Source organism: Mycobacterium neumannii (assembly GCF_002245615.1).
In the GTDB taxonomy this organism is placed as follows: Bacteria; Actinomycetota; Actinomycetes; order Mycobacteriales; family Mycobacteriaceae; genus Mycobacterium; species Mycobacterium neumannii_A.
Map to the genome: position 1 here is coordinate 239202 of NZ_NKCO01000002.1, position 16195 is coordinate 255396.

A 16195-nucleotide genomic window follows, 5' to 3' on the forward strand; every position below is an offset into this window, starting at 1 on the left:
TGTTGCCAAGAATCATCGATCCCGTAGTCCCTGGTTGTGAGGTGGAGTAAGCAATGTGGCGAGTCCGTTCAGTGGCCCGTCCGCGTCGACGTGCATGGTTGGTGACCGTTGCGCTGATCCCCGCCATGGCACTCGCGTTGTCGGCATGCGGCGGTAACTCGGCGCCGCAGCAGCCCCAGGTGATCGACGACAAGGGAACTCCGTTCGGAGACCTGCTCGTCCCGAAGCTGACCGCATCGGTTACCGACGGTGCCGTGGGCGTCAGTGTGGACTCGCCGGTGACCATCAGCGCGGAGGACGGCGTGCTCGAATCGGTCACCATGGTGAACGAGTCCGGCAAGTCGGTCGCGGGGGTCTTGAGCCCGGACGGGCTGACCTGGTCGACCACCGAGCCACTCGGCTACAACAAGCGCTACACGCTCACGGCCGAATCGCTAGGGCTCGGCGGCGCCACCACCCGGCGGATGGCTTTCGAAACCCATTCGCCCGAGAACCTGACCATGCCGTATGTGCTGCCCAACAACGGTGAGGTGGTCGGAGTCGGACAACCGGTCGCCGTTCGGTTCGACGAGAGCATCACCAACCGGGTGGCCGCGCAGAAGGCCATCAAGATCAAGACCGATCCTCCGGTCGAGGGCGCGTTCTACTGGCTGAGCAACCAAGAGGTGCGGTGGCGGCCCGCGAACTACTGGAAGCCCGGCACGAAGGTCGACGTCGCGGTGAACACCTACGGCGTCGACCTCGGAGACGGCCTTTTCGGTCAGGAGAACGTCAGCACGAGCTTCACGATCGGCGATGAGGTCATCACCAGCATCGACGACAGCACGAAGACGCTGACGGTCAAGCGCAACGGCGAGGTGATCAAGACCATGCCGGTGTCGATGGGCAAGAACAGCACGCCCACCAACAACGGCGTCTACATCGTCGGGGACCGGCGCTCACACATGGTGATGGACTCTTCGACTTACGGAGTTCCGGTCAACTCCGCCAACGGGTATCGCACAGAGGTGGATTGGGCCACCCAGATCTCCTACAGCGGCATCTACGTCCACGCCGCGCCGTGGTCGGTGGGCAGTCAGGGCTACAGCAACGTCAGCCATGGGTGCATCAACGTCAGCACGAGCAATGGGCGGTGGTTCCACGACAACTCCAAGCGCGGAGACGTCGTTGAGATCGTCAACACCGTCGGGTCGACGCTGCCGGGCACCGACGGTCTCGGGGACTGGAACATCCCGTGGGATCAGTGGAAGGCCGGCAACGCCAACCTCTGACGTGAGCAGCTGACAGGGCGCAGCGCGTCAGCGCCGAAAGCCCCTCAGCGCCGCCCCGAAAGTGACACCTGAGCCGAAATGCGCCCGGAATTTCGCCATCGGCTCACGGATCGGCGCCATACCCCCTGCCGACGGTCGAAAAAAGAGTCAGGGAGCGAAGATTCGCTCCCTGACTCATTGGGGTGGCTGACGGGACTCGAACCCGCGACATCCAGGATCACAACCTGGTGCTCTACCAACTGAACTACAGCCACCATCGCCGCGAACCCTGGTGGGCACGGCGGCGACGTCGATACTAACCGCTCGAACGCTCGGCGGCCGAATCGATGTCGTCGGCGCTCTCGTTCGGCGGCCCCAATTCTTGGGCCACGGCCGCGATATCGCTGGTCGACGGCCCGGGTGGGGCCACGAACGCGGTGCGGCGGTAGTACTGCAGCTCACGGATCGACTCGTGGATGTCGGCCAGCGCACGGTGCGCGAGGCCCTTCTCGGGCTGCCCGAAGTAGATGCGGGGATACCAGCGCCTGCACAACTCCTTGATCGAGCTCACGTCGATCATCCGGTAGTGCAGGTAGTCGTCGAGCTTGGGCATGTCGCGGGCGATGAAGCCGCGGTCGGTGGCGATCGAGTTGCCCGCCAGCGGCGCCGTCTTGGCCTGTTTGACGTGGGTGCGGATGTAGTCGAGGACCAGCTCCTCGGCCTCGGGCACGGTGACGGTCGACGCCTTGACCTCGTCGATCAGCCCCGAGCGAGTATGCATCTCGGTGACCACCGGGATCATCGACGCCAACGCTTCGTCGTCGGTGTGGATGACGACGTCGATGCCGTCGCCGAGAATGTTGAGGTCAGCGTCTGTCACCAGCACCGCGATTTCGATGAGCCGGTCGGTCTTGAGATCCAGGCCCGTCATCTCGCAGTCGATCCACACCAGTTCGTCACGCACGACGCTCACATTAAGCCTTGCCGCTGCATGCGGCCCGTTGCACCCCGTCCGTCGGGTGCGTCGCGGGCGTTAGGGTGCCAGCCATGGCCAGTGAGTCCACGCCCACCCCCGCACAGAAGATCGCCGCAGGTTACGCCGCCGAAGGGGCCGCGCTGGAGCTTGGCTCCGTCGTCGTCGACGGCACCTGTGATCCGACCGCGCAGGTTCGCATCCCACTGGCCACCGTCAACCGCCACGGCCTGATCGCCGGCGCCACCGGTACCGGCAAGACGAAATCGCTGCAGGTGCTCGCCGAACAGCTTTCGGCCGCGGGGGTGCCGTGTGTGATGGCCGACGTCAAGGGCGACCTCTCGGGGCTGTCGCGACCCGGCGAGGCCAACGAGAACGTCACCGCGCGGGCCGCCGACACCGGTGACGACTGGGCGCCGACGGCGTATCCCGTCGAGTTCCTGTCGCTGGGCACCACCGGTATCGGGGTGCCCGTGCGCGCGACCATTTCCAGTTTCGGCCCGATCCTGCTGTCGAAGGTGCTCGGGCTGAACGCCACGCAGGAGTCGACCTTGGGCCTGATCTTCCACTGGGCCGACAAGCAGGGGCTTTCGCTGCTGGACCTCAAGGACCTGCGCGCGGTGATCCAATACCTCACCAGCGACGAGGGCAAGCCCGAGCTCAAGGCGCTCGGCGCGGTGTCCACCACGACCGCGGGGGTGATCCTGCGGGCGCTGATCAATCTCGAGGCCGACGGCGGCGACACGTTCTTCGGCGAGCCCGAGCTCGAGCCCGAGGACCTGCTGCGGGTCGACCAGCAGGGCCGCGGCATCATCACGCTGCTCGAGCTCGGCAGCCAGGCCGCCCGTCCGGTGATGTTCTCCACCTTCCTGATGTGGGTGCTTGCCGACCTGTTCGCGACGCTTCCGGAGGTCGGCGACCTCGACAAGCCGAAACTGGTCTTCTTCTTTGACGAGGCGCACCTGCTGTTCTCTGACGCGTCCAAGGCGTTCCTCGAACAGGTCGAGCAGACGGTCAAGCTGATCCGGTCCAAGGGGGTCGGGGTGTTCTTCTGCACGCAGTTGCCCACTGACGTGCCCAACGACGTCCTGTCCCAGTTGGGTGCGCGTATTCAGCACGCGCTGCGCGCATTCACACCCGACGACGAGAAGGCTCTGTCGAAGACGGTGCGCACATATCCCAAAACCGATGTCTACGACCTGAAGTCGGCCTTGACGTCGCTGGGTATCGGCGAGGCGATCGTCACCGTGTTGTCGGAGAAGGGCGCGCCGACACCAGTGGCATGGACCCGGATGCGAGCCCCGCGATCGCTGATGGACACCATCGGTCCAGAAGCAATCACCGCCGCCGCGAAAGCCAGTGCGCTGCAGGCTGAATACGGCCAGACCATCGACCGGGAGTCCGCTTACGAGCGGCTCAACGCGCGGTTGGCCCCGCCGGAGGAGCCCCCCGCCGCGCCTGACGCCTTACCGCCGCAGCTGCCTCCGGTGCCGCAGGGCGGTGGGGCCAGCGCCTCGGGTCAGGTCAAGTCTCGCGACACCGCAGAGCCGTCGATGGTGGAGAAGGTCGTCAGCAGTCCGGCTTTCAAGAGCGCGATGCGCTCGGCGGGCACGGTGATCGGCCGCGAGATCACCCGCAGCATCTTCGGCACCGGGCGCAGGCGCAGCCGTCGTCGTCGCTAGTGGCGCCGAAACTGCATTCCCGCAGCGAAAGTGCGAGAAGGGCCCTGCCGGAATGCAGGTTCGCGGCGGCAGGAGAACGCTCAGCTGCCGCCGAGCTTCTTGTAGACGGCGCCGACGATCGGCGTCACGATCGCGCGCGGCGTGTACCCCGCCGCAACCGACATCGCCTTCGACGTCACGCCGGGGACGACGCGCATCTTGTTGCGCTCCAACGCATCCAACGACTGCTTGGCGGTGTACTGCGTGGAGATCCACAGAAAGTCCGGAATCACCTTCTCCACCAGCGACTGCTCGTCGGGGTCCGGCAGCGCCTCGCGCACGGGCCCCGGCGCCAACAACGTCACGTGCACCCCGTCCTTCTTGAGCTCGCCGCGCAGCGACTCGCTGAACGTGTTGACGAACGCCTTGCTCGCGGCATAGGTCGCGTTGTTGGGAATCGGTGAATTGCCCGCCGCGGAGCCGGAGATGAGGATCCCGCCGGCCTTGCGCTGCACCATTCCCGGCAGGACGGCGAGCACGAGGTCGTGCACGCCCAACACGTTGAGTTGGACCTGCGCCTTCTCGTCCGCCGGATCCAGCGACGACACCGGGCCGAACGTCGCGGTGCCCGCGTTTGCGCACAGAATCGAGATGTTGCGAGTCGCCAACTCGTCGCACAGCTTCGTGCGCTCCGTGGGGTCGGCCAGATCGACGGGTCGCACCTCCACCGTCACGCCGTACTGCTGCACCAGGCGGTCGGCAAGCGCCCGCAGCACCTCCTCGCGGCGCGCAGTGATGATCAGGTGATGTCCGCGGGCCGCGAGTTCGGTGGCCAGCGATTCGCCGATGTTCTGGGACGCGCCGGTGACCACGGCGCGGGCGTCGGCGCTGGGTGCGGGTACTGGCATGCGCCGGACTATATCGTGGGCGGACCATGAGCCACCCACCCGATTCCGGCGCCCCTCGGGCGGCTCGCCGCCAGATCATCTCCTGGGCGCTGTGGGATTTCGGCGCGACCGGATTGAACGCGGTGGTCGTGACCTTCGTGTTCTCGATCTACCTGACCAATGCCGTCGGTGACGACCTGCCCGGCGGCACCAGCGCCACCAGCTGGCTGGGCTGGTCGCTGGGCGCGGCCGGCGTGGTCGTCGCGCTGCTGGCTCCGGTGACGGGAGTGTGGGTCGACGCCCCGTGGCGACGGCGCCGCGTGCTAGCCGTGCTCAGCGCGTTGGCGGTCGTCCTGATCGCCTCGATGAGCTCAGTTCGCGACGACTACCGCTACCTGGCGCTGGGTCTGGTGCTCCTGGGTTGCGCGTCGGCGTGCAACGAGCTCGCCACCGTGCCCTACAACGCGATGCTGCGCCAACTGTCGACTCCGCAGACCTCCGGCCAGATCTCCGGATTCGGGCTCGGCCTGGGCTATTTCGGCAGTGTCACCCTGCTGTTGGTCGTGTACTTCGGGTTCATCACCGGCGACGGCGGTTTGTTCGGTCTGCCGGTCGAGGACGGCGGAAACGTCAGGGCCGCCATGGTTTTCACGGCCGTCTGGTTCGGGCTGTTCGCTCTGCCGGTGCTGATCGCCGGACCCAGCGCCGAACCCGACCCGCTGGACCAACGGCAGGCCGTCGGGTTCATCGGCGGGTACCGCAAGTTGTGGGCCGACATCCGCAGCGAATGGCGACGTGACCACAACGTGGTGTACTACCTGCTGGCCAGCGCGGTGTTCCGCGACGGACTGACCGGGATCTTCGCGTTCGGGGCGGTACTGGGCGTGCGGGTCTACGGCGTGTCCGAGGCCGATGTGCTGCTGTTCGGGGTGTGCGCCAGCACCGTCGCCGCCCTCGGCGCGGTCGGCGGCGGATTTCTCGACGACCGGTTCGGGGCCAAACCCGTCATCGTCGTCGCGCTGAGCGGGATGATCGCGGTCGGCCTCATCTTGATGTCGCTGAACGGGGTCCTGGCGTTCTGGATCTGCGGACTGCTGCTCTGTTTGTTCATCGGGCCGACGCTGTCCGCGGCGCGGACGCTGATGCTGCGCATGTCCGCCGAGGGTAAGGAGGGCGTCGCGTTCGGGCTCTACACCACCACCGGCCGCGCTGTTTCCTACCTTGCGCCCATGCTGTTCTCGGTCTTCATCGCCGTCTTCGGCACCGACCGAGCGGGGATGGGTGGGCTGGTCGTGGTCCTCGCCGCCGGCCTGATCGCGATGCTCGCCGTGCGGGTTCCGCGGCGTGCGCCCGCCTAACCGCTGGCCGTGCAGATGGTCAGGCCGGCCCCCGTGCGCTTCTGCACCACCGAACCGTCGACGGAGATCGAACAGTTCACCTCGCGGCCGACGTTGATGATGCTGATGCTCGCCGTCGCCGCCGCCGACTCGGACAACTCCACTTCCTTGCTCCAGGGCAGCATCACGTTGAACTCGGTCTGCAGCAGACCGCCGGTGTCGACGTAGGTGATGTTGATCGCGCGCCCGGAACCGCTGACGACGTAAACGACGGTCTGGGTGACGCCAGGAGTCGTCGTACCAGGGGCACCGGGTGCGCCGGGCGTGCTGGGCACCGTGGGGACCGTGGGCACCGTGGGCCGCGTCGTGCGCGGAACGGTCGGGCGCGGCGCCGGTGTCGGATTCGGCGTGTTGAAGTCGGGCTCTTGCATCGGGGGCGGCGCGACGACCGTCTGCTGTTGCGAACTGTTGACGACGACCAACGCGATCACCAGGCCGAGCACGGTCAGCACCGCGATACCCGCGGCGACCCACAACCAGCGGGGTGACTTCGGGTCCTCGGGCGGCGGGGGCGGATCGCCCGACGGGTAGGGCGCCCCGTACTGGTTCGAACCGTAGGTCTCGTACCCATACGCGCCGTACGTCGGCAGATGCTGAGTCGGAGCGGGATCGGGCGGTGCCTGATAGGTGGGGCCGTACGCCTGGCTGGCGTATGCCGGATCGCTGTATCCGGAATAGCCGTAGCCCTGCGGTTGCTCCCCGCGGCCGTAACCCGACTGCTCGTCGCGGCCGGGCTGTGGTGTACCGGTCATACCCACCTCATGCGTGCGAGGGTACCTGTGCGACCGCCCAACAGGCGCAGGTCGTCACTGGACTTGCCCGGGTAGGCACAATTGGTCCGGTGGGAGAGCAGGTTCGCAGAGTCTATGGCGCATCCATGTCGCCGGACGCCACCGCGTTCGCACATCTGGTCGACGACGGTGGCTTTCCGCGCGCAGTGCAGCGTTTCCTGCGCGGCTGGCGGGCAAGCTCGTCGCGAGACGTCGAGCTGCCGGTCGAAGGCCCGGTGACGCGTGTACTGCATTCGGCCGACGGCCATTGGCTGGCTTGTGAAGTCGCTCCGGAGGGCAGCACCCGAACCCAGATCTGGGTCGTGACAACCGATCCCGATGACCGCGACGCCCGCCGCATCGACTCGTGGACGCCAGGGGCGCCCGAGGGCACCGCCGAACTGATTGCCTGGGACGGCACCCTGGTGGCGGCGATCCTCACCGGCGAAGACGGCGTCGGTAGCTCCTGCCTGATCGACCCGGCCACCGGCCGCACCACCGTGCTGGACCGCCGCTCGAGCGGCCGTCTGGTCGACGCCTGGGCAGGCGCCGCGCTCGTGCGCGTCGGACCGCGCGGTTACCGCGATCTCATCATGCTGCGCGGACGCACCGAAACCGCGCTGCTGCCATACGATCCAGGGTCGACGACCGACACCGGCATCATCCTCGACGACCACTACGCACGCCGATTGCGCGCCGGCCTGGAGGGCGAGCTGACCAAGCTCTACCAGCCGGCGAGTACCTACGACGCCGACAGCACCGAAGGCTATGTCCGGGCCCTGATCCGCAGCGAGAACGGCACCGAGCATGCGCGACTTCTCGAGGTGACGGTCACCGCCGACGGCGTGGCCTACCAGGTCATCGCCGAACGTCCCGGCTATGAACTCGACGAGTTCACCGTGAGTGACGATCTGTCGACCGTGGCCGTTCTCTGGAACATCCACGGTGCCAGCGAGTTACAGATCATGGAACGCACCGACCACACACTGCAGCCGCCGATCCCGTTGCCGGGGATGGTGGCCACCCAGTTGAGCATCAGTGCCGGTGGCTCGATGCTGGCCATGACCGTCGAAGGCCCGTCCACCCCGCCGACCGTCGAACTGGTCGACCCGCGTACTCGGGAGTGGGAGATCGTCGACCGCGAGCCCAGCTCCGGACCGGTGTCGCCGGACCCGACGCTGGAACGGGTCACCGCACGCGACGGCATGGAATTCACCGGGTGGCTCTTTCGGCCGCGCGACGGAGTTCCGGTGATCGGCGCGATGCTGTTTCTGCACGGCGGGCCGGAGGGGCAGGGGAGGCCCGGTTACAACGAGTTCTTCCCCGCGTTGCTCGAAGAGGGCATCAGCGTGTTCCTGCCCAACGTCCGCGGCTCGGGCGGGTTCGGCAGAACCTTCATGCACGCCGACGACAAGGAGCGACGGTTCGCCGCGATCGACGACGTCGCCGACGCGGTCGACTACCTGGTCGAGCGTGAGGTCGCTCCGGCCGACCGGATCGCATGTTGCGGATGGTCCTACGGTGGCTACCTAACCCAGGCGGCGCTCACCTTCCACCCCGACCGGTTCGCCGCCGGAATCAGCATCTGCGGAATGAGCGATCTCAACACCTGGTACCGCAACACCGAACCATGGATCGCCGCCGCGGCATATCCGAAGTACGGCCACCCGATCGGCGACCGCGAACTGCTCGAGCAGCTATCGCCGTTACAACGTGTCGATGCCATGACCGCGCCGTTGCTGTTGGTGCACGGCGCCAACGACACCAATGTGCCCCCCACCGAATCTCAGCAAATGTTCGACGCGCTGCAGGCACTTAACCGAAAAGTGGAACTGCTGATGTTCGACGACGACGGACACGAGATCGACCGGCGCGAGAATCGCGCCGTACTGGTCAAAGCCATGCGCGAGTGGCTGATTGCCGCATTCAGCCCGAATCCGAATCCGTAACCGAATCGTTCTCCGTAGCCACGTTTACCGAAATTGTCTGCCGGGTAAACGCTTCGCACGCGTCGATCCGGCGCGACAAAGGAGGCGCAGCATGCGAGGTGGCGGAATTCTCGGCGTTTTGGTGCTCGTCTGGTTGCTGATCGGTGCCTTCGCCGCCTACCAGCGCGGCTATTTCGAAACCAGTGAAACCAATTGCGCGACAGCGGGAAGCATCGCTTTGACAGTGGTGGCCGGTCCGCTGAACTACGCGGGCGTCAACCCCACGGTTGAAGCCTGCAACCTGCCAGAACCCAGCCAGTGACAACTGGCACTTGCCAATTCGAAAGGAATGCTAATGATCATCCTCGGAGCGATTCTCCTCATCCTCGGACTGATCTTCGGAATCAACATCCTCTGGACCATCGGCATCATCCTCATGGTCATCGGAGCGGTGTTCTGGATTCTGGGGTCCATGGGCCGTCCCGTCGGAGGCAGACGCGCCTGGTACTAACGCGCCCGGCACTAACGGGCTAGGCGCTTAAGCGTCCCGCGCGGCCGAGGTCAGCGCCGCGACCGTCATCGCTTTCAAGACGGATCGCGGTCTGGCCTCGGCCGTTTTTGTGGCGCTCGGCTTGAGGGCGTGTGGCGTGGAGTTCAACAGCCCGAACGTCGCGTGGGCCATCAACCGGGCATCGGCCTCCGCCAGCGACTCGTCCAACCGCCGAAGCACATCGACCCAGATCTCGACGTACTGCCGTTGCGCGCGACGCACCTGACGTTTGGCTGTGGGGGGCAGATTCGCGAGATCGCGATCCTGGATGCGGATCAGGTCGGACTCCCCGAGGGCGAAGTCCAGATGGAAGTCGATCAGGCCCTCCAGCGCCGACGCGGGATCGTCGGCGCGTGCGACGACCTCGGTGGCGCCGGCCAGCAGGCGGGTGCTGATCCCGACCAGCAACTCGACCAGCAACGCTTCCTTATTCGGGAAGTGCCGATAGATCGCCGGACCGCTGACACCGGCCGCGGCGCCGATATCCTCCAGTCGCACCGCCAGGTAGCCGCGTTCCGCAACTAGGCGTTCGGCCGCGGCGATCAACTGGGATCGCCGATCCGACTTCGCCTTGCTGCGTCTGGTGGCCGCGGGCACCTCGGGGATCGGAGTTGAAGACACCGCGCCTCCCGCCCGCCTGTAGACATCTGGAGTTAATCTTGACTAACATACCACCAGTTATTCGTCATTAACTCAACGAACGGGTTTTCCGATGGCATCGCGGCCTTCACATCGCGAGGAGCACCTCGCGCTGGTCGACGAATTGCGTTCCAAGCTCGCCGCGGCGGCCCTCGGGGGTTCAGAGCGCGCCCGCGAGCGTCACGTCAGCCGCGGCAAGCTGTTGCCGCGCGACCGCGTCGACGGCCTGCTGGACCCGGGCAGCCCGTTCCTCGAACTGTCGCCGCTTGCCGCCGACGGCATGTACGACGACGAGTGTCCCGGTGCCGGCATGATCACCGGAATCGGTCGCGTGTCGGGACGCGAATGTGTGATCGTCGCCAACGACGCGACCGTCAAGGGCGGCACCTACTATCCGATCACGGTCAAGAAGCACCTGCGGGCCCAGGAAGTCGCGGGCCAGAACCGGCTGCCGTGCATCTATCTCGTCGACTCCGGCGGCGCGTTCCTGCCGCGACAGGACGAGGTGTTCCCCGATCGCGATCATTTCGGCCGCATCTTCTACAACCAAGCCAACCTGAGCGCCCAGGGGATTGCGCAGATCGCCGCGGTGCTCGGATCCTGCACCGCCGGTGGCGCGTACGTGCCCGCGATGAGCGACGAAGCCGTGATCGTGCGCAACCAGGGCACGATCTTCCTCGGCGGCCCACCGTTGGTGAAGGCGGCGACGGGCGAGGTGGTCACCGCTGAGGAACTAGGCGGGGGCGACCTGCATTCGAAAACCTCCGGCGTGACAGACCATTTGGCGCACGACGACCGCGACGCCCTGCGCATCGTGCGGCGCATCGTCGCCACGCTCGGCCCCCGTGAGCCGCTGCCCTGGGATGTTCGGCCGACCGTGGACCCGGTGGCCGATCAACACGAACTCTACGACGTGGTGCCGGTGGACTCGCGCGTTCCCTACGACGTACACGAGGTCGTCACCCGCATCGTCGACGGTGGTGAATTCGCCGAGTTCAAGGCCGAATACGGCAGCACCCTGGTCACCGGATTCGCCCGAATCCACGGACATCCGGTCGGCATCATCGCCAACAACGGCGTGCTGTTCGGCGAATCAGCGCTCAAGGGAGCCCATTTCATCGAGCTGTGCGATAAGCGCAACACCCCTCTGGTGTTCCTGCAGAACATCTCCGGGTTCATGGTCGGCCGCGACTACGAGGCAGGCGGTATCGCCAAACACGGCGCGAAGATGGTCACCGCGGTGGCCTGCGCGCGGGTGCCGAAGCTGACCGTGGTCATCGGCGGCTCCTACGGGGCGGGCAACTACTCGATGTGCGGGCGCGCGTATTCGCCGCGGTTCCTGTGGATGTGGCCCAACGCCCGCATCTCGGTGATGGGCGGCGAGCAGGCCGCATCGGTGCTGGCGACCGTGCGCGGCGAGATGACCGCCGAGGAGGAGGAGAACTTCAAGGCGCCGATACGCGCGCAGTACGAGCACCAGGGCAATCCGTACTATTCGACGGCCCGGCTGTGGGATGACGGGGTGATCGACCCCGCCGACACTAGAACGGTTCTCGGACTGGCACTCTCGGCGGTCGGTCAGGCACCGCTCGAGTCCATCTCCTACGGCGTGTTCCGGATGTGAGGACATGAACTTCGATACCGTCCTTGTCGCCAACCGAGGCGAGATCGCCGTCCGCGTCATCCGCACGCTGCGCGCCATGGGCATCCGATCGGTCGCGGTGTTCAGCGACGCCGATGCGGGTGCCCGCCATGTCGCGGAAGCCGACGTCGCAGTCCGCATCGGACCGCCGCCGGCCAGACAGAGCTACCTCGACATCGACGCCGTGGTCTCGGCGGTGCGGCGCACCGGTGCCCAGGCCGTGCATCCGGGTTACGGATTCCTCTCGGAGAACGCGCAATTCGCCGCTGCACTCCAGGACGCGGGAATAGTGTTCATCGGCCCGCCGGTCGGCGCCATCCAGACCATGGGCGACAAGATCGCGGCCAAGGCGGCGGTGTCGGCGTTCGGGGTTCCGGTGGTACCCGGAGTTTCGCGTCCCGGCCTGTCCGACGACGATCTCGTCGCCGGCGCCGCCGAGGTCGGTTTCCCCGTGCTGGTGAAACCCTCGGCCGGCGGTGGCGGCAAAGGTATGCGCGTCGTGCACGAGCCGGCCGAGTTGGCGGGCGCCCTGGCCAGCGCGCGCCGGGAGGCGGCCGCCGCGTTCGGCGACGACACACTGTTTCTCGAACGGTTCGTGCTGAACCCGCGCCACATCGAGGTGCAGGTCCTCGCCGACGGCTACGGCAACGTCGTCCATCTCGGTGAACGCGAATGCTCCCTGCAGCGCCGGCATCAGAAGGTCATCGAGGAGGCACCGTCGCCACTGCTGGACGCGGCGACGCGGGCGCGAATCGGTGCGGCGGCGTGCGACACCGCGCGCAGCGTCGACTACACCGGTGCGGGCACCGTCGAGTTCATCGTGTCCGCCGACCGGCCCGACGAGTTCTTCTTCATGGAGATGAACACCCGCCTTCAGGTCGAGCATCCGGTCACCGAGATGGTCACCGGGATCGATCTCGTCGAGCAACAAGTGCGGATCGCCGCGGGGGAGAAGCTGGCGATCGCGCAGGACGACATCTTGATGACCGGGCACGCGATCGAGGCGCGGGTTTACGCCGAAGACCCCGGACACGGGTTCCTGCCCACCGGCGGCACCGTGCTGGGCCTCGCCGAGCCAGAAGGCCCCGGCATCCGGGTCGACTCGGGGCTGGCTACGGGTTCGGTGATCGGCAGCGACTACGACCCGATGCTGTCGAAGATCATCGCGCATGCCGACGACCGGCCGGCTGCCCTGCGGGCGTTGGACCGGGCGTTGGCGCACACCGCGGTTTTAGGGGTCACCACCAACGTCGAGTTCCTGCGGTTCCTGCTCGCCGATCCCGACGTCGCGGCGGGCCGTCTCGACACCGGCCTGCTGGATCGTCGCAGCCCGGACTTTCACCCGGCGAGTGCCGAGGACGCCGACCTGGTCGCCGCCGCGGCGTATCGGTGGCTGCGCTCGTGGCCGCAACCCGTCGGTGATCTGTGGGCGGTCCCTTCGGGCTGGCGGATGGGCCGCCATGCGCCGACGACGTATCGGCTGCAGTCCGGTGAGCGTGTCGACCACGTCCACCTCACCGGCACACCGTCGGCGGGTGGTGCGGCGATCGAGGATGGCCCATCGCGGTCGCTGGCGGTGTCACTGGCAGGCGACCGGCTGGCGGTCACCTTCGACGGGATCGTCACGGACTACGTAGTGGTCGCCGACGACCACCGGATCTGGCTGGCGGGTGGGGGCCGCACGCTTGCTGTCGACGAGGTGCGCGAAGCGCCGGTGCGACCCGACGACGCGCACAGCGGCGACGCCGAGCTGATCAGCCCGATGCCGGGTTCCGTAGTGGCCGTGGGGGTGGCCGACGGCGATCGGGTGACGTCGGGCACCGTGGTGGTGACGGTCGAGGCCATGAAGATGGAACACGCGCTGAGCGCACCCGTCGACGGCGTGGTGGAACTCCTTGTCGCCGAAGGCGATCAGGTCAAGGTGGGGCAACCGTTGGCGAAGGTCATCGCGGACCCCATCGTCGAGAAGGAAGAAGCATGACTGATTTTCTAGCCACCGGGACACTTCCCGATCATTACGAACAACTGGCCAAGACGGTCCGCGACTTCGCCCAGAGCGTGGTGGCGCCCGTCTCCGCCAAACACGACGAGGAACATTCGTTCCCGTACGAGGTCGTCGCGGGCATGGCCGACATGGGACTGTTCGGTCTGCCGTTCCCCGAGGAGTACGGCGGCATGGGCGGCGACTACTTCGCGCTGTGCCTGGCATTGGAGGAACTCGGCAAGGTCGACCAGAGCGTGGCGATCACGCTCGAGGCGGGGGTATCGCTGGGTGCGATGCCGGTGTACCGGTTCGGCAGCGAGAAGCAGAGGCAGGAGTGGCTGCCGCTGTTGGCGAGCGGTAAGGCGCTCGGTGCGTTCGGCCTCACCGAGGCCGGCGGCGGCAGCGATGCCGGCGCCACCAAGACCACCGCCCGTCTCGACGACGGCCACTGGGTCATCAACGGTTCCAAGCAGTTCATCACCAACTCGGGCACCGACATCACGAAGCTGGTCACCGTCACCGCCGTCACGGGCGAGAAACCCGATGGCAAGAAGGAGATCTCGTCGATTCTGGTTCCGGTGCCCATCGACGGGTTCACCGCCGAACCGGCGTACAGCAAGGTGGGTTGGAACGCCAGCGACACCCACCCGTTGAGCTTCGACGACGTGCGCGTGCCGGAGGAGAACCTTCTCGGTGAGCGCGGCCGGGGCTATGCCAACTTCCTTCGCATCCTCGACGAGGGCCGCATCGCGATCGCCGCGCTGTCGGTCGGTGCCGCCCAGGGGTGTGTCGACGAATCGGTCAAGTACGCCAAGGAACGCGAGGCCTTCGGCGCCGCGATCGGCAGCTATCAGGCGATCGCCTTCAAGATCGCGCGCATGGAGGCGCGGGCACACGTCGCCCGCACGGCCTACTACGACGCCGCCGCGCTGATGCTGGCCGGCAAGCCGTTCAAGAAGGCGGCGTCCATCGCCAAGATGGTGGCCAGTGAGGCCGCGATGGACAACGCCCGCGACGCCACCCAGATCTTCGGCGGCTACGGCTTCATGAACGAATACTCCGTCGCCCGGCACTACCGCGACAGCAAAATCCTCGAAATCGGTGAAGGCACAACGGAAGTGCAGTTGATGCTGATCGGGCGGGAGCTGGGCCTGTGAGCGGAGAACAGGGTGAGAAGAGGATTATCGTCCAGCGCGGGCTGTGGTACGAGGAGTTCGAGACCGGCGTGCTGTACCAGCACCGGCCGGGACGCACCATCACCGAGGCCGACAACGTCTTGTTCACCACGTTGACGATGAACACTCAGGCACTGCACCTGGACGCCGCGTTCTCGGATGCCTTGCCGCCGTTCAACCAGCGGCTCGTCAACTCGATGTTCACGCTGTCCACGCTGGTGGGTCTGTCGGTCACCCAGCTGACGCAGGGCACCATCGTCGGAAACTTGGGCTTCGGCGAAATCGCCTTCCCGAAGCCGCTTTTCCACGGCGACACGCTGTACGCGGAGTCCGAGGTGCTCGAGAAGCGCGAGTCCAAGAGTAGGCCGGGTGAAGGCATCGTGACGTTCTCGCACGTCGGCCGCAACCAGCACGGCGACATCGTGGCCACCGCGTCGCGAAAGACCATGGTGCGCAAGCGACCGGAGGGTGACGCGTAGTGGCGCTCGCGACGGGACCCGCCTGGCTGTTCTGTCCGGCCGACCGCCCGGAGCGGTTCGAGAAGGCCGCAGCTGCAGCCGATGTCGTGATCCTCGACCTCGAGGACGGCGTCGCGGCCAAGGATCGCGAAGCCGCCCGCGCGGCACTGATCGAGACGCGCCTGGACCCGGACCGGACCGTGGTGCGTGTCAACCCCGCCGGCACGGCCGACCATCCGCTCGACCTCGAGGCGCTCGCGAAGACCGAGTACACCACCGTCATGCTCGCCAAGACCGAGGACCCGCAGCAGGTGCGCGATCTGGCGCCGCGCAACGTCGTCGTGCTGATCGAGACACCGCTCGGAGCGCTGGCCGTCACGGAGTTGGCGCGCATAGACAACACGGTCGCGCTGATGTGGGGGGCCGAGGACCTGTTCGCGGTCACCGGCGGCACCGCGAACCGGTATCCCGACGGCAGCTACCGCGAGGTGGCGCGCCACGTGCGATCGCAGACGCTGCTGTCGGCCAAGGCCTACGGTCGGCTCGCGCTGGATTCGGTGTACCTCGACATCCGAGACCTCGACGGTCTGCGCGGTGAGGTCGACGATGCGGTCGCGGTGGGCTTCGACGTGAAGGTCGCGATCCATCCGTCCCAGGTCGCGGTGATCCGAGAGGGCTACACGCCGACGCCCGAGCAGGTGCAGTGGGCGCGACACGTGCTGGCCGCGGCCCGCGATGCCCGGGGCGTTTTCCAGTTCGAGGGCATAATGGTGGATGCCCCAGTACTGCGGCGAGCAGAGCGCATCGTCACGCTAGCGCCCCACCCCGGCGACTAGCCGACAGCCTCCCACCGGGGGTCTGTTCTCCCCGCCTCCGTGCTG

General features: G+C 66.8%; 15 protein-coding genes and 1 tRNA gene. 11 read left to right on the forward strand and 5 right to left on the reverse strand.

What is annotated here, in order from left to right:
* Positions 1-53 precede the first annotated feature (53 nt).
* Complete coding sequence (locus tag CEX88_RS03810; RefSeq protein ID WP_066840750.1) at positions 54-1271, forward strand: L,D-transpeptidase; 1218 nt, start codon at positions 54-56, stop codon at positions 1269-1271.
* Between the two features lie 178 nt (positions 1272-1449).
* On the opposite strand, the gene CEX88_RS03815 is transcribed toward CEX88_RS03810, so the two are convergent.
* A tRNA-His gene (locus CEX88_RS03815) sits at positions 1450-1525 on the reverse strand.
* 41 nt (positions 1526-1566) lie between these two features.
* Positions 1567-2214 carry an oligoribonuclease gene (orn, locus tag CEX88_RS03820; protein ID WP_066840825.1) on the reverse strand — a complete coding sequence of 216 codons (648 nt, stop codon included), beginning with the start codon at positions 2212-2214 and terminating at the stop codon, positions 1567-1569.
* A gap of 83 nt (positions 2215-2297) precedes the next feature.
* Here orn and CEX88_RS03825 point away from each other — a divergent pair, with 83 nt between their 5' ends.
* A complete protein-coding gene (locus tag CEX88_RS03825; RefSeq protein ID WP_094292458.1) occupies positions 2298-3905 on the forward strand; it encodes a helicase HerA-like domain-containing protein in 1608 nt (535 codons plus the stop codon).
* Positions 3906-3985: 80 nt separating this feature from the next.
* On the opposite strand, the gene cmrA is transcribed toward CEX88_RS03825, so the two are convergent.
* Complete coding sequence (gene cmrA / locus CEX88_RS03830; RefSeq protein ID WP_064426220.1) at positions 3986-4792, reverse strand: mycolate reductase; 807 nt, start codon at positions 4790-4792, stop codon at positions 3986-3988.
* A gap of 26 nt (positions 4793-4818) precedes the next feature.
* Here cmrA and CEX88_RS03835 point away from each other — a divergent pair, with 26 nt between their 5' ends.
* Positions 4819-6129, forward strand: a complete 1311-nt coding sequence (locus tag CEX88_RS03835; protein ID WP_068200937.1) for an MFS transporter — start codon at positions 4819-4821, stop codon at positions 6127-6129.
* Here the strand turns inward: CEX88_RS03835 and CEX88_RS03840 are convergent.
* Positions 6126-6920 carry an MmpS family transport accessory protein gene (locus CEX88_RS03840; RefSeq protein ID WP_068200935.1) on the reverse strand — a complete coding sequence of 265 codons (795 nt, stop codon included), beginning with the start codon at positions 6918-6920 and terminating at the stop codon, positions 6126-6128. The two genes, CEX88_RS03835 and CEX88_RS03840, sit on opposite strands and share 4 nt — an antisense overlap.
* A 125-nt stretch (positions 6921-7045) precedes the next feature.
* Here CEX88_RS03840 and CEX88_RS03845 point away from each other — a divergent pair, with 125 nt between their 5' ends.
* The 3 genes from CEX88_RS03845 (at position 7046) to CEX88_RS25995 (ending at position 9377) form a co-directional block, all read left to right on the forward strand.
* Positions 7046-8887 (forward strand): alpha/beta hydrolase family protein, encoded by a 1842-nt coding sequence (locus tag CEX88_RS03845; protein ID WP_094292459.1) that lies wholly within the window; start codon positions 7046-7048, stop codon positions 8885-8887.
* Positions 8888-8978: 91 nt separating this feature from the next.
* Positions 8979-9188, forward strand: coding sequence for a hypothetical protein (locus CEX88_RS03850; RefSeq protein WP_064396951.1), 210 nt, complete (start codon positions 8979-8981; stop codon positions 9186-9188).
* Positions 9189-9221: 33 nt separating this feature from the next.
* Positions 9222-9377 carry a DUF6131 family protein gene (locus CEX88_RS25995; RefSeq protein WP_094286318.1) on the forward strand — a complete coding sequence of 52 codons (156 nt, stop codon included), beginning with the start codon at positions 9222-9224 and terminating at the stop codon, positions 9375-9377.
* A 27-nt stretch (positions 9378-9404) separates the two neighbouring features.
* Here the strand turns inward: CEX88_RS25995 and CEX88_RS03860 are convergent, their stop codons facing one another.
* Entirely contained in the window at positions 9405-10037 is a 633-nt protein-coding gene (locus CEX88_RS03860; RefSeq protein ID WP_066840729.1) for an SACE_7040 family transcriptional regulator, read from the reverse strand.
* 91 nt (positions 10038-10128) lie between these two features.
* Between CEX88_RS03860 and CEX88_RS03865 the strand changes: the two genes are divergently transcribed.
* The 5 genes from CEX88_RS03865 to CEX88_RS03885 are packed head-to-tail and all read left to right on the forward strand — an operon-like array spanning position 10129 to position 16150.
* Positions 10129-11679 carry a carboxyl transferase domain-containing protein gene (locus CEX88_RS03865; RefSeq protein ID WP_066840727.1) on the forward strand — a complete coding sequence of 517 codons (1551 nt, stop codon included), beginning with the start codon at positions 10129-10131 and terminating at the stop codon, positions 11677-11679.
* A 4-nt stretch (positions 11680-11683) separates the two neighbouring features.
* Positions 11684-13678: an acetyl/propionyl/methylcrotonyl-CoA carboxylase subunit alpha gene (locus tag CEX88_RS03870; RefSeq protein ID WP_094292460.1), complete on the forward strand. Its 1995-nt coding sequence runs from the start codon at positions 11684-11686 to the stop codon at positions 13676-13678.
* On the forward strand, positions 13675-14838 hold the full coding sequence (locus CEX88_RS03875; protein WP_094292461.1) for an acyl-CoA dehydrogenase family protein: 1164 nt from the start codon (positions 13675-13677) through the stop codon (positions 14836-14838). The genes CEX88_RS03870 and CEX88_RS03875 overlap by 4 nt, the downstream gene beginning before the upstream one ends.
* Positions 14835-15335, forward strand: coding sequence for a MaoC family dehydratase (locus CEX88_RS03880; RefSeq protein WP_094292462.1), 501 nt, complete (start codon positions 14835-14837; stop codon positions 15333-15335). The genes CEX88_RS03875 and CEX88_RS03880 overlap by 4 nt, the downstream gene beginning before the upstream one ends.
* Positions 15335-16150, forward strand: a complete 816-nt coding sequence (locus tag CEX88_RS03885) for an HpcH/HpaI aldolase/citrate lyase family protein (RefSeq protein ID WP_094292463.1) — start codon at positions 15335-15337, stop codon at positions 16148-16150. Before CEX88_RS03880 ends, CEX88_RS03885 begins: the two co-directional genes overlap by 1 nt.
* Positions 16151-16195 lie beyond the last annotated feature (45 nt).